The sequence below is a fragment of the Rhodococcus sp. AD45-ID genome (assembly GCF_003023755.1).
Lineage (GTDB): Bacteria > Actinomycetota > Actinomycetes > Mycobacteriales > Mycobacteriaceae > Rhodococcus_F > Rhodococcus_F globerula.
The window spans coordinates 2,015,058-2,026,926 of the sequence record NZ_PYHL01000001.1 but is presented as its reverse complement, the minus strand read 5'-3'; the positions used below and the strand labels follow the sequence as shown (position 1 = coordinate 2,026,926).

Here is an 11,869-nt window from a genome sequence, read left to right as displayed (position 1 = left end):
GATTCTCTCTATCGTGTCGTGGGGGTGATGGGGAGGCGCGTGCCGCCGACATCACAGGTGTCAGTTGTTGTGGTGTGGCGAGCTGCGAGGCGGCTGAAGAAGCGATCGAGGACCGGAAGTTCTTCCGCTTCGACCAGGTCGGCGAAGTACTCCGCTATTCCGCGCGAATGAATGGCAGATGCGGCTCGCAGAGTTTCCTTGCCTGCGGGCGTCATCGAGACCGTGACGACCCGTCGGTCGGCGTCGGGGCGCACTCGCTCCACCAGTCCGGCGTTGACTAGTCGATCCGCGACTCGGGTGACGCCACTGGTGGTCACCAGGACTTGCTGGGCGAGGTCGCCCATACGCAGTGAATTGCCGGGGGCTTCGTGCAGTCGCAGCAGTACGTCGTACTGACCGAGCGTCAGCCCGGTGCTTGCGCGCAGGTCAGCCTCCATTTTTCCGAGGATGACGCTGTGCGCGACGACAAGATTGCGCCACACCCGGCCGCGCGTCTGTTTGTCCTGGTCCATCGCCCTCGCTCCTCGATTTATTTGCTTACGCAAGTATTGCTTACTCAACTATTACGCTGGGAGGGCGGAATCTATTCCTGAACGCTCTGAGAGGTCCGGATCTCGATAGTGTTCCCGCATGGAGTTGGTACGCGGAGCGAACACAACGGTCGACGGACACACGCTGAGAGTGGCGGTGACGGGTGCCGCCCCTGGCAGCGTCGACCTGATGGTTTTCCAGCTCGACGGCAACAACAAGGTCCGCAGCGACGCGGATTTCATCTTTTTCAATCAGCCGAATTCGCCGGAAGGTGCGGTACGCCTGAGCGACGGAGGAGTTGTCGAGATCGACAGCGCCGGCGTGCCGGCCGACATCATGATGCTCAGCGTTGCGGTCGCGCTCGACGGCGATGTGTCCGGTGCTCTTGCCGACGTGCCGCAGTTGGGGGCCATGGTTGATCAGGCAGGGGGCGATCAGGCAGGCGGTGAACGGATCGCTGCCCCTGCGCTGGGCTTGACCACCGAACGGGCGGCTGTGCTGGTCGAGATCTACCGCCGCGGTGAGGCATGGAAGATCCGCAACGTCTCAGCCGGGTGGGACGGGGGATTGGCGGACCTGGTAACGACTTTCGGGGTCTCGGTCGACGATGAGCCTGCAGAAGCGTCGACGGACGGTATTCGCAGCGTTCCCGACGAAGCCAAGCTGTCGATGGTCAAGCGCGAGAAGCTCGACCTTCGTAAACGCGAAGTCGCGAAGGTGCTGTTGACCAAGGGCGGCAACGGAATCCGCGCCCGCGTGATCCTGGTGATCGACAAAACCGGCAGCATGAGCAAGCAGTACAGGTCGAAGGTGGTTCACCGGGTCGTCGAGCGAATGGTTCCCGTCGCGATTCAGCTCGACGACGACGGCAAGCTCGAGCCGTACCTGTATGCGGTTGGCTTCCATAAACTTCCGGAGATATCGGTGCACGACGCCGAATCCTGGTCGGACGAATACCTGCACCTGCGCGGATCGCACGGCGGATTCGACTACGACGCGATCGGTGCGTCCAACCGCGAAATTCCGATCATGACGGAAATCGTCTCCGGCTTGCGCTCCGGTACGGCGCCAACGCTTGTCCTCTTCTTCACAGACGGAGGATTCACCGAGCGTCGGGAAATTACGGCTCTGATGCGCGACGCGTCGGCGCTACCGGCGTTCTGGCAGTTCGTCGGGATCGGCAAGGCCAAGTACGGAGTGCTCGAGAAGCTCGACGACATGGACGGGCGAGTGGTCGACAACGCCGGGTTCTTTGCCCTCGACGACATCGATTCCGTTTCCGACTCCGAGCTCTATTCACGGTTGTTGAGCGAATTCCCGGACTGGCACAAGAGTGCCGTCGCAGCCGGAATCACGAGATAGCGTCTCGCGGTTCGAGTGCTTCGGCGATGAAACGTAGAGCGTCGTCGAAGCTGCCGGTGTTATCCGTGTTGTCGGCTGCTGGCGGCCGCGAGTACTGAACCGATGAGATATACACGGCAGCAGCTGTCTGAGCGAGAAAATGGGCCGAGAAGTCCGTGCGCACTTCGCCGTCGACGATTCCGCGATCGAGTAGTCGACGGATTTGATCGTGGAACTGTTCGGTGCGTTCGGGACTGATCTGTTCGCGCGCCGGGTCTCGCTCGAGTTCGCCGGCGCGGAGGTACTCCCTGAATCTGTGCGTTGCGTCGGTGACGTCTTCGAGGACGAGGCGAATCCGTTCATTTGTCGTCATTTCACGCTCGAGCAGTCCGTCGATCAGAACGCCCAGCTTCTGCATGTGGCCGTCGTGTAGTGCCGAGACCACCGCATCCTTGCTGGGGAAGTAATTGAAGAACGTCGCGCGCGAGACATCGGCTGCCTCGGCGAGGTCGTCGATCGTCGTGCCTGTTACACCCCTTTCGGCAAACAATGTGCGGGCTGCGCTCAGGAGTCGCTGGCGTGTCTCGTACTTGTTGCGCTCGCGGCGTGAGAGCGGCATCTGTTCGTCGGTCATCAATTCTCCCGAAAACCTTCCACAAAACTAAACTCAAGTCTATATTTGGCCTGCAGTACAGAAAGTTTAGCCCAATCACGGAACTTTTGACGCTGCCGGCGATTTTCTCGGAGTCGAAGATGCGGCGCGAACGTGAATCAAGTGAAGGAAGGCTCCCTGAAGTGACAACGAGCATGCCGGACGACGTGGAAGCGTCGATCACCACAACGGAGACCGACCTCGAGGTTGTCTCTGCGCAACTCGAAAAGTGGCTTGTCGGAACGCTCGGCGCCGCCACTGATGTGCGTGTGTACAACGTGAGCAGGCCGGCCCATTCGGGAATGTCCAGTGTCTCAGTGCTGTTCGATCTGGACTGGACCGAGGAAGGAGCCCCACAGTCGGCACAGTTGGTGGCGCGACTGGCACCTGAGGTCTCGGCATTTCCTGTTTTCCCCACGTACGACCTCCAATATCAGTTCGACGTCCTGACCGCGGTACGCGAGCGAAGTGATGTGCCCGTCCCGCACGTTCGCTGGGTCGAGACCTCGTCGGAAGCCCTCGGGACCCCGTTCCTGGTCATGGACCGAGTGACCGGTGCAGTCCCGGTGGACAACCCGCCCTACGTATTTGGTGGATGGCTTCTGGAATCGAGCAGTGAAGACCAGGCGCGTGTTCAGTCGAGCAGTATCGATATTCTGGCGCGGATTCACGGCATCGACGCAGAACTGCCCTTTCTGAGTGGCATGTCAGGCCTGCGCCGACACTTCGAGGGCGAGCGTGCATACTACGACTGGACCCGCCGCGACGACGGACTACGAATCCCGCTGTTGGAAGCTGCTTTCGAATGGCTCGAAGCCCACTGGCCGAAAGAGCCGAGTGCAGATGTGTTGTGCTGGGGTGACTCTCGGGTTGGCAATATCATGTTCCAAGGGACCGCTCCGGTCGCGGTCCTCGACTGGGAATCGGCAGCCGGGGCGCCGCGCGAAGTTGATCTCGGTTGGTTCATATTCTTCCACCGTCAGTTCCAGGACCTGGCGGAACAGTTCTCCATGCCCGGATTGCCGAAGATGTTCCGACGCGAAGACGTAGTCGCACAATACGAGCAGGCGACGGGTGTGACGGTTCGTGACCTCGACTTTTATCTGGTGTACGCGGCGTTGCGGCACGGAATCGTCATGTCACAGATCGCTCGACGTCGAATCCACTTCGGGGAGATAGAGGCTCCGGAGAATCCCGACGAATACGTACTGCATCACCGCATGCTTGCAGACCTCATCGATGGAACCTACGAATGGGACAAGAAATGAAGCCGATCGATCTGGACGAATACCCAGTGCACCAGGCGCCGCTGTCCATGGCGCGCGTTGCCAGCACGGACCGCAATTTCTACGACCGATGCTACTTCAACGCCCACGACCGCACCGGGGACGTCTTCCTCGTGACCGGACTCGGGGTGTACCCCAACCTCGGCGTCGTCGACGCATTTGCCACCGTCCGCACCGGTGATACGCAAGTGGCAGTGCGGTTTTCGGATGCGCATGACGGTGCATCGACCAAAACCGAAGTGGGTGGGTACCGGGTCGAGGTGATCAAGCCGCTGCAGACCTTGCGGGTTGTCTGCGAACATGAAGACCTTTCCTTCGACATGACATGGGAGGGCGCCTTCGATTCGGTTCTCGAGGAACACCACACTTTGATGTCGGGTCCGCGAGCGATCCTCGACGCCACCCGCTTTGCGCAGGTCGGCAGTTGGTCCGGCATGATGAGCGTGCGCGGCACCGATATTGCCGTCGATCCGGCAGTCTGGACGGGAAGTCGTGACCGCTCGTGGGGGATCAGACCCGTCGGCGAGCCGGATCCAGCGGGCCGCATGGGCGACGAGCCCCCCGGCGGTCACTGGTGGACGTATGTGCCGCTTCGATTCGACGATTTTGCGCTGATGATCATCGTGCAGGAAAGCCCCGACGGCTACCGCACTCTGAGCCACGCGACGCGCACCTTCCCGGACGGGCGAGTTGAGCAATTAGGTTGGCCGCGTACCGAAATCGCGTACCGACCCGGAACCAGGCATCCCGAGAGCGCACGTATTCACCTGACTACGCCGGCCGGCGAGGCTCTGGTTGTCGATATCGACACCATCGGATTTGTTGCTCTCAACGTCGGTGCCGGTTACGGCGGCGACAGCGACTGGACGCATGGAGAATGGCGCGGCCGTAACTGGAGCTCGTCGTCGGTGTACGACCTCACCGACCCGGCGATCGTTGCCAAGCTTCCCTACGGAACAATTGACCACATCGCGCGGGCAACCTGCAACGGGTCCGAGGGGTGGGGCATGTTCGAACACGCCGTCATGGGGCGCCACGACCCGTCCGGCTTTGTGGGTTGGCTCGACATGGCGAAGTGAACGTGTATCTAGAGAGCCGTAACCATCTGCTGGGTAACGTCTTTCAAGAAGCTGTCGATGTGCGCCCAGGTGGAGTTCTCTGACGTCGGGCCGGCCACAATGCCGAGGTGGCTTCCCGGCACCTCCTCGAATCGAACGGACGGTGATCCGGTCAGGACCGACCGGATTGCCGCAACCGAGGCGGCGGGTGCGATGACATCGGATGTTCCACCGATCGCGAGTACCGGCACATTCAGTTCGGCCAGGTCGATGCTTCGGCCTCCCAGAACGATTGTGTTCTTGTACAACCCGTTTCCCAGGATGAGTTGCCTACAGATCTGCCTGAATGCCCGCCCGGGGTAGCCGGGCATGTCCGCCATGAAGGTGTCGATCGATTCCATGCGGGCGAGGGTCTCGGTGTTGTGCAGGTTCTTGGCGATGAACCACGGCTTGAGTAGTTCCCGTTGCGGCGCGGTCACGCGATAACTAGCTTGCACCAGGGGAGCGGGAAGCCCGCCGATCAGATCGGTGGCCGTCGTGAGTGGGCGATCGCCGGTGTATCCACCGATCAGCCGAAGTGGGCTGATTGTGGGAATTTTGGTGTAGTCGACCGGGGTGCCGATCGCTGTGATCGACGCTATCGGCAGGTCGGAGTGAGCCGACGCGGTCAACAGCGTCATGGTTCCACCGAGGCTCCATCCGATGACGGAAATGTCTGTGCCGTCGTGCAATTCGGAGACCACACGTATGGCATCGGGGATGATGCCGTCGATCCAGGATTCAAATCCCATGTGCCGATCTGTGTATTGCATCGTTCCGTAGTCGAGCGCGTACGGCGTATGTCCACCTCGAACGAGATGGGAAGCGAGACTCTGGCCGGGCCGGAGATCGTAACAATATGCGGGGACAGCCAACGGGGGCACCAGGAGTACGGGTCGTCCCTGGATTTCTCCGAAGCGGTACAAATCGCGGTGCGGACCTTCGGAGATCAGGGTGGACGGGGTGCGCCGGCGCCCTTCGATGCCGTCGCCGAAGGACAGACCCCACGCGTTACGTGCACTCGTGATCAAACGCCTCGTATCCAACACAGCTGTCCCCTCGCAGTCGGCAGCCGTGCTTCGGCCACAACGAGTGTATGTTACCTACGATCACATACACCCGCTGCAGTGTGTTCGAATCAGTCCAGGAACAGATCAAGCTGCGGGTTGTCGCCGCCGCCGTAGACCGACAGGTCCGTGATTCCCGACTCGATGAGTACATCGGCGTCGATGAAGCAGTTGCCGGTGGTCTTCGTGGACGGCTGGGAGAAGATCTCGACGGCCGCGTCGGCCATGATTTCCGGACTACGTGACGAGGACAGCAGGCTGTCTCCGTCGGCCATGTTGGCGACCGCTGCAGTGGCGATGTACGTCTGTGGCCACAAGCAATTCGCGGCGATGCCGGCGTCGGCAAATTCTGCCGCAAAGCCCAAGGTGAGCAGGCTCATTCCGTACTTCGAGAGCGTGTATGCGGGGTGTGCGCCGAGCCAGTACGGGTTCATGTTCACCGGTGGTGCGATGGTGAGGATGTGTGCGTTTTCCGACTCGCGCAGGTGTGGCAGGGCGGCCTGTGTGAGTAGGAACGTGCCTCGCGAATTGATTTCCTGCATGAGGTCGTACTTCTTTGCCGGCAGGTTTTCCGTGCTTTCGAGGGCTATTGCACTCGCATTGTTGACGCAGATGTCGACGCCACCGAAATTCTCGACCGCGACGGCGACAGCGCGCCTGGCGTCTTCTTCTTTCCGGACGTCGCCGACGACGGCAACGGCCTTTCCGCCGGCAGCTTGGATGCCTTCGACGGCTGTGTGCACGGTTCCCTGAAGTCTCGGGTGTGGTTCGCCTGTCTTGGCGAGCAGAACGACGTTCGCTCCGTACTTGGCTGCTGCGGTGGCGATGGCAAGGCCGATTCCACGGCTTCCGCCGGAAATGACCAAGGTGCGATCGGTGAGTGCGTTCTGGCTGGGCATCGTTCTCCTAAGTTCTCGTTCTCTGGAATGGTATTGGCATTCTCATTTTTTGCAAGTACCGTATTCAACGATGAACGACTTCACGGAAACCTCGTCCGGCATCCCTCTCGCTCCGGTCTACGGACCGGAGGACAGGACTGTCGATCCGCCCGCACCGGGCGCGTACCCCTTCACCCGCGGCAACTTCTCCTCGGGATATCGAGGGCGCTTGTGGACTTTTCGGCAGTACTCCGGGTTCGGCACCGCGGAAGAGTCCAACGCTCGCTATCGCTATCTCCTCGCGCAAGGCGGCACCGGACTCTCGGTTGCCCTCGACCTGCCCACCCAATGCGGCTACGACTCCGATGACCCAGAGGTCACCGAAGAAGTCGGGCGCGTCGGTGTAGCCGTCGATACCCTTGCCGACGCGGAGGTGCTGTTCGAGGACATCCCGCTCGACAAGATCAGCACCAGTTTCACCATCAACGGAACGGCCGCGATTCTGCTGGCGTTCTATGTGGCTGCTGCTGAACGCAAGGGTGTTCCGCGGGAGAAGCTCACCGGGACAATCCAGAACGACATCCTGAAGGAATATGCCTCCCGAGGTACGTGGATCTGGCCCCCGGAGCCGTCGCTGCGGTTGATTGCCGACACCATCGAGTTCTGCGCCGCCGAGGTGCCCAGGTTCAATGCAATCTCGGTGGCCGGAGCGCACTTCCGTGATGCCGGCGCCACCGCCGTCCAGGAGATGGCCTTCACACTCGCGGACGGTGTCACCTACTGCGACACAGTGGTCGAGCGTGGACGCATGACCATCGACGAGTTTGCGCCGCAGATTTCGTTCTTCTTCTACACGCACGGCGACTTCTTCGAGGAGATCGCCAAATATCGTGCCGGACGCCGTCGTTGGGCCACCATCGTCCGCGAGCGTTACGGAGCCAGCACGGACAAGGCGTCGATGTTCCGCTTCGGTTGTGTCGCCGGTGGCGCGTCGCTGTACGCGCCTCAGGCGCAGAACAACCTCGTGCGTGTGGCGTACGAGTCCATGGCGTCGGTACTCGGCGGCGTCCAGTCCATGTTCACAGCGGCCTGGGACGAGCCCTTTGCTCTTCCCAGTGAAGAGTCCGCAACGTTGGCCCTGCGTACCCAGCAGATCCTCGCGTACGAGACCGGCGTGACGCGGGTGGCTGACCCGCTCGGTGGGTCCTACTTCGTCGAAGCCCTTACGGATGCAACGGAAGAGCGACTCATCGAGATCATGGCGGATCTCGAGGCGCACGGCGGCATGGTTCGAGCAATCGAGGACGGTTACCTGCAGGGGCTGATCGCCGATGAGGCCTACCAACTCCACAAGGACGTCGAATCGGGCGTAAAGCCGGTTGTCGGTGTCAACCGGTTTGTCTCCGAGGAACCCGCGCCGGAGATTTCGACTTACGAGCTCAACGCCGAAGGGCGTGAGCTGCAACTGAAACGGCTCGCGAGGGTCAAAGCGGACCGTGATCCTGACGAGGTGGCGAGGTCACTGACGGCACTGTCCCGAGCAGCGGAAGGAACGGACAATCTGATGCACAAGTTGATCGACTGCGCCAACGCGTACTGCACAGTCGGCGAGATGGTTTCGTCCCTCAAGGCAGTATGGGGCGAATTCCAGCAGCCGGTGGTGTTCTGATGAGCGCCCGCGTACTTGTTGCAAAGCCAGGCCTCGACGGCCATGATCGTGGTGCCAAGATCGTTGCGCGAGCGTTGCGCGACGCAGGATTCGAAGTTATCTATACCGGTATCAGGCGAACGGTCGAAGACATCGTTACCATTGCACTGCAAGAAGATGTGGCCGTTGTCGGACTCAGTATTCTCTCCGGTGCTCACGTCGCGCTCACATCTCGAACCGTCGAGGCTCTTCGGGCTGCGGACGCAGGAGACATCAAAGTTGTTGTAGGAGGCACAATCCCGCAGTCGGATGTGCCGCGCCTGCTCGAGGCCGGTGCCTCGGCAGTGTTTCCCACCGGCGCTTCACTGGAAGAACTGGTCAGCGGAGTACGCGCATTGACTGAAACATCGGCAACAGCAAATCTGGAGGAACCGTGCGCATCGGAGTGATGATCGGCCCCGAGCGGGGCGACTCCGCGAAGAAGGTCGCCCGCATGATGGCGGACGTGGAGTGGGCAGAGGCCGCCGGTCTCGACAGTGTCTGGGTGCCGCAGGTTCCCAGCGACTTCGACGCGTTGACGGCTGTGTCCCTGATGGGCACGCGGACGTCGAGAATCGAAATCGGCACAGCCGTGGTCCCGCTGCAGGCACAACATCCGATTGCACTGGCGCGGCAAGCGCTCTCGGCTCACGCAGCAACCGACGGGCGGTTGGCGCTCGGTGTCGGTCCGTCGCATCACTGGATCATCGAGGACATGCTCGGCTTGCCCTACGACAAGCCGGCCGGGCTCACCCGCGACTACCTCGAGGTCCTTGCCGCTGCCCTCAACGGCCCCGGTCCGGTAGACGTGGAGAACTCGACGTTCACGGTGCACAATCCGCTTGAGATCGGTCCCGTATCTCCGATGCCAGTTCTGGTTGCCGCTCTCGGACCAGTCATGCTGAAGATCGCCGGCGAGCGCGCAGACGGAACCATACTGTGGATGGCAGACCAGCGTGCGATCGAAGATCACGTCGTTCCTCGGATCAGCAAGGCAGCAGCCGACGCCGGTCGTTCCGATCCGCGCATCATCGCCGGCATCCCGGTCTGTCTGTGCAGTCCGTCCGAAGTCGACAAAGCGCGCGAGCGAGCCAACCGGATCCTCGGTGAAGCCGAGGTGTCGCCGAACTATCAGAAACTCTTGGAAAAGGGTGGCGCCAAGGACATTGGTGATCTGTGCGTTGTGGGTGACGAGAATGCGATACTCGAGGGATTCCGCAGCTACGAGGCTGCCGGGGTTACCGATCTTTCGATGCGACTACTCCCCATCGGTGACAACCGGGACGAGCTGATCGCCTCCAAATACCGGACGCGCGAAGTGATCGCACAGATCGCAGCGGAGTTCCGGTGACCTCCGGGCCGCTGGCAGGCATCCGGATCCTCGAGATCGGGCACATGCTCGCCGGACCGTACGCCACCATGATGCTGGCTGATCTCGGCGCAGATGTCATCAAGATCGAACCGCCGAGCGGAGACATATCGCGCCAGGTCAGCGATTCTTACTTCGCGAGCCTCAATCGCGGCAAGCGGAGTATCTGCATCGACCTCACGACAGAGGCCGGGCAGGCGCGACTCGGCGAATTGGTGGAGGAATCCGATGCGCTGCTGGCAAACCTGAAACCGTCGGCCATCCACCGGTACGGCCTGACCTACGAGGCTCTGCGTAAATGGAACGAACAAATCGTATGCGTTGCACTTACCGGATTCGGGCTGGCCGCCGGTGACGATCCTGCCTTCGACTACGTCATTCAGGCAGCAACCGGCGTAGCTTCGCTGACTGGTGACCCGTCCGGTCCGCCGACGCTTCCCGGATACTCCTCGGCAGACAATTCCTCCGGGCTTACTGCGGCTCTTGGACTTCTGGCGCAGATCGTATCGGGTAGCGGCGGACAGGTAGAGGTGTCGTTGCAAGACGTCATGCTCTCGCAGCTCAACTATCGAGCGTCGTCCTACCTCAACGACGGTGTGGAGCCGCGTCGACTCCCTTCAGGCGCGCATTCGTACTATGTTCCCGCTCAACTATTTCCGACGGCAGACGGACACCTCGCACTGTTCATCACACACGACGGTTTCTGGCGCTCGTTTGCCGGCGAAGCCGGCATCGTGGGATTCGAGACGATGGCTGAGCGAGCTGAGCGCAGAGACGAGGTACTGGGCGCCGTTACCGAAGTGTTGGCCACGGACACCGCCGCCAACTGGGAATCTCGCCTGCGCCCATTAGGAGTGCCCGCATCTGCAGTGCGTTCACTACCTGACGCGCTCGACGCGCTTCCGGAGGCGATAGTGACGGCCGGGGACTACCGTCTGGTCGGAAGTCCGATCCGCGTCGCTGGTTACGAACCCGAGTACGGCCCGCCGCCCCTGCTCGGTGAGCACGGGGACATTCCGGCTCGGATCTGATGTCACGCCGGCCGTGCACCGAGCTCGAATTGCGCTACTTGCGGAAAGTTGTCCGTGAAATATTCTCGCGCAAGGGATTTGAATGCGTGCACGGTCGGGGGAACCGAGTGACTTCGGTTGATGACTCCGATCTTCGTGGGAATCGGGGGATTGATGGAGTCGATTCGAAACCCCGGCAAGCCGAGTACCGATACTCGGTCTGCAATCGTGGAACCCAAACCCATTCGTGCCATGTCCACGCGTGACTCGAAATTCTCGCTCTCGATGCAGACCTTCATCTGCAATGACTGTTCGATGAAGATACGCTCCAACCCCACCCGCACAGGGCTGCCCGCAGACGGTGCGATCAACTCCAACTCCGCTACGTCGGGCCAACTGAGAACTCTCGGCGGGCAGTCGTCGGCAGTAGCGGCGCTCAGCACCACCAGTTCGCTCTCGTACAAGACCTGGAAGTCGAGCCCGGGTAAACGTCCGCCGATCCGGCAGAACCCCACGTCGCACTTGCCTTGATCGACAGCGTCGAAGACCTCCTCGTCGGTCATCGGATCCGTGACGTCGATGGAGACCAATGGGTACTTCTCGTGAAAGCGTCGCACCAACTCGGTGGTCGTACGCATGAACGTCCGGCGTGTGGCGATCCGCAATGCACCCGTCGTGACGCCTTTGATGCTGTCGACGACGGAATTCAATTCGCCGAGACTGTGCAACACTCGCCGGGCTGAATCGACAACTCTGGCGCCGTCCACGCTCACTTCCGCCCCGCGCGGGGTCCGAACGAAAATCTTGAGCTCTAGTTCCTTCTCGAGCTTCGCGATGGCATTGGACAGTGCCGGTTGAGTGAGGTGCAAAGACTGTGCGGCGCGGGTGAAATGGGCGTAGTCGGCAACGGCGACGATGCAGCGGAGTTGCTGTACTTCCATGCGCGCGAGT

12 protein-coding genes are annotated in these 11,869 nt (G+C 61.2%); 7 read left to right on the top strand and 5 right to left on the bottom strand.

Going from position 1 to position 11,869, the window contains the following annotated elements; all coding sequences use genetic code 11:
- Positions 1–8: 8 nt before the first annotated feature.
- Positions 9–512 (bottom strand): MarR family winged helix-turn-helix transcriptional regulator, encoded by a 504-nt coding sequence (locus C7T36_RS09080; protein ID WP_045064820.1) that lies wholly within the window; start codon positions 510–512, stop codon positions 9–11.
- A 118-nt stretch (positions 513–630) separates the two neighbouring features.
- On the opposite strand from C7T36_RS09080, the gene C7T36_RS09075 reads away from it, so the two are divergent.
- The gene (locus C7T36_RS09075; protein ID WP_045064818.1) at positions 631–1,893 is read left to right on the top strand and encodes a VWA domain-containing protein; all 1,263 of its coding nucleotides are present in this window, start codon (positions 631–633) and stop codon (positions 1,891–1,893) included.
- On the opposite strand, the gene C7T36_RS09070 is transcribed toward C7T36_RS09075, so the two are convergent.
- The gene (locus tag C7T36_RS09070; RefSeq protein ID WP_045064816.1) at positions 1,883–2,506 is read right to left on the bottom strand and encodes a TetR/AcrR family transcriptional regulator; all 624 of its coding nucleotides are present in this window, start codon (positions 2,504–2,506) and stop codon (positions 1,883–1,885) included. The genes C7T36_RS09075 and C7T36_RS09070 overlap by 11 nt on opposite strands.
- Before the next feature lie 161 nt (positions 2,507–2,667).
- On the opposite strand from C7T36_RS09070, the gene C7T36_RS09065 reads away from it, so the two are divergent.
- Together C7T36_RS09065 and C7T36_RS09060 are read left to right on the top strand one after the other, a co-directional pair.
- Entirely contained in the window at positions 2,668–3,792 is a 1,125-nt protein-coding gene (locus tag C7T36_RS09065; RefSeq protein WP_239654628.1) for a phosphotransferase family protein, read from the top strand.
- On the top strand, positions 3,777–4,889 hold the full coding sequence (locus C7T36_RS09060; RefSeq protein ID WP_239654627.1) for a hypothetical protein: 1,113 nt from the start codon (positions 3,777–3,779) through the stop codon (positions 4,887–4,889). Before C7T36_RS09065 ends, C7T36_RS09060 begins: the two co-directional genes overlap by 16 nt.
- An 8-nt stretch (positions 4,890–4,897) precedes the next feature.
- On the opposite strand, the gene C7T36_RS09055 is transcribed toward C7T36_RS09060, so the two are convergent.
- Positions 4,898–5,956 carry an alpha/beta fold hydrolase gene (locus C7T36_RS09055; protein WP_045064810.1) on the bottom strand — a complete coding sequence of 353 codons (1,059 nt, stop codon included), beginning with the start codon at positions 5,954–5,956 and terminating at the stop codon, positions 4,898–4,900.
- An 89-nt stretch (positions 5,957–6,045) separates the two neighbouring features.
- A complete protein-coding gene (locus C7T36_RS09050) occupies positions 6,046–6,873 on the bottom strand; it encodes an NAD(P)-dependent oxidoreductase (RefSeq protein WP_045064808.1) in 828 nt (275 codons plus the stop codon).
- 70 nt (positions 6,874–6,943) lie between these two features.
- On the opposite strand from C7T36_RS09050, the gene C7T36_RS09045 reads away from it, so the two are divergent.
- The 4 genes from C7T36_RS09045 to C7T36_RS09030 are packed head-to-tail and all read left to right on the top strand — an operon-like array spanning position 6,944 to position 10,939.
- Positions 6,944–8,521 carry a methylmalonyl-CoA mutase family protein gene (locus tag C7T36_RS09045; RefSeq protein ID WP_045066697.1) on the top strand — a complete coding sequence of 526 codons (1,578 nt, stop codon included), beginning with the start codon at positions 6,944–6,946 and terminating at the stop codon, positions 8,519–8,521.
- Positions 8,521–8,949: a cobalamin B12-binding domain-containing protein gene (locus C7T36_RS09040; RefSeq protein WP_033237028.1), complete on the top strand. Its 429-nt coding sequence runs from the start codon at positions 8,521–8,523 to the stop codon at positions 8,947–8,949. The genes C7T36_RS09045 and C7T36_RS09040 overlap by 1 nt, the downstream gene beginning before the upstream one ends.
- Positions 8,934–9,890 (top strand): LLM class F420-dependent oxidoreductase, encoded by a 957-nt coding sequence (locus C7T36_RS09035; protein WP_045064806.1) that lies wholly within the window; start codon positions 8,934–8,936, stop codon positions 9,888–9,890. The genes C7T36_RS09040 and C7T36_RS09035 overlap by 16 nt, the downstream gene beginning before the upstream one ends.
- On the top strand, positions 9,887–10,939 hold the full coding sequence (locus C7T36_RS09030; RefSeq protein WP_033237002.1) for a CaiB/BaiF CoA-transferase family protein: 1,053 nt from the start codon (positions 9,887–9,889) through the stop codon (positions 10,937–10,939). Before C7T36_RS09035 ends, C7T36_RS09030 begins: the two co-directional genes overlap by 4 nt.
- 2 nt (positions 10,940–10,941) lie before the next feature.
- Here C7T36_RS09030 and C7T36_RS09025 read toward each other — a convergent pair whose 3' ends face one another.
- The gene (locus tag C7T36_RS09025; protein WP_033237001.1) at positions 10,942–11,859 is read right to left on the bottom strand and encodes a LysR family transcriptional regulator; all 918 of its coding nucleotides are present in this window, start codon (positions 11,857–11,859) and stop codon (positions 10,942–10,944) included.
- Positions 11,860–11,869 lie beyond the last annotated feature (10 nt).

Bases quoted from the DNA above. Each gene is read 5' to 3' on its own strand.
- C7T36_RS09045 (WP_045066697.1), top strand. From the start codon at position 6,944: ATGAACGACTTCACGGAAACCTCGTCCGGCATCCCTCTCGCTCCGGTC.
- C7T36_RS09070 (WP_045064816.1), bottom strand. From the start codon at position 2,506: ATGACCGACGAACAGATGCCGCTCTCACGCCGCGAGCGCAACAAGTAC.
- C7T36_RS09060 (WP_239654627.1), top strand. From the start codon at position 3,777: ATGGGACAAGAAATGAAGCCGATCGATCTGGACGAATACCCAGTGCAC.
- C7T36_RS09080 (WP_045064820.1), bottom strand. From the start codon at position 512: ATGGACCAGGACAAACAGACGCGCGGCCGGGTGTGGCGCAATCTTGTC.
- C7T36_RS09025 (WP_033237001.1), bottom strand. From the start codon at position 11,859: ATGGAAGTACAGCAACTCCGCTGCATCGTCGCCGTTGCCGACTACGCC.
- C7T36_RS09050 (WP_045064808.1), bottom strand. From the start codon at position 6,873: ATGCCCAGCCAGAACGCACTCACCGATCGCACCTTGGTCATTTCCGGC.
- C7T36_RS09040 (WP_033237028.1), top strand. From the start codon at position 8,521: ATGAGCGCCCGCGTACTTGTTGCAAAGCCAGGCCTCGACGGCCATGAT.
- C7T36_RS09075 (WP_045064818.1), top strand. From the start codon at position 631: ATGGAGTTGGTACGCGGAGCGAACACAACGGTCGACGGACACACGCTG.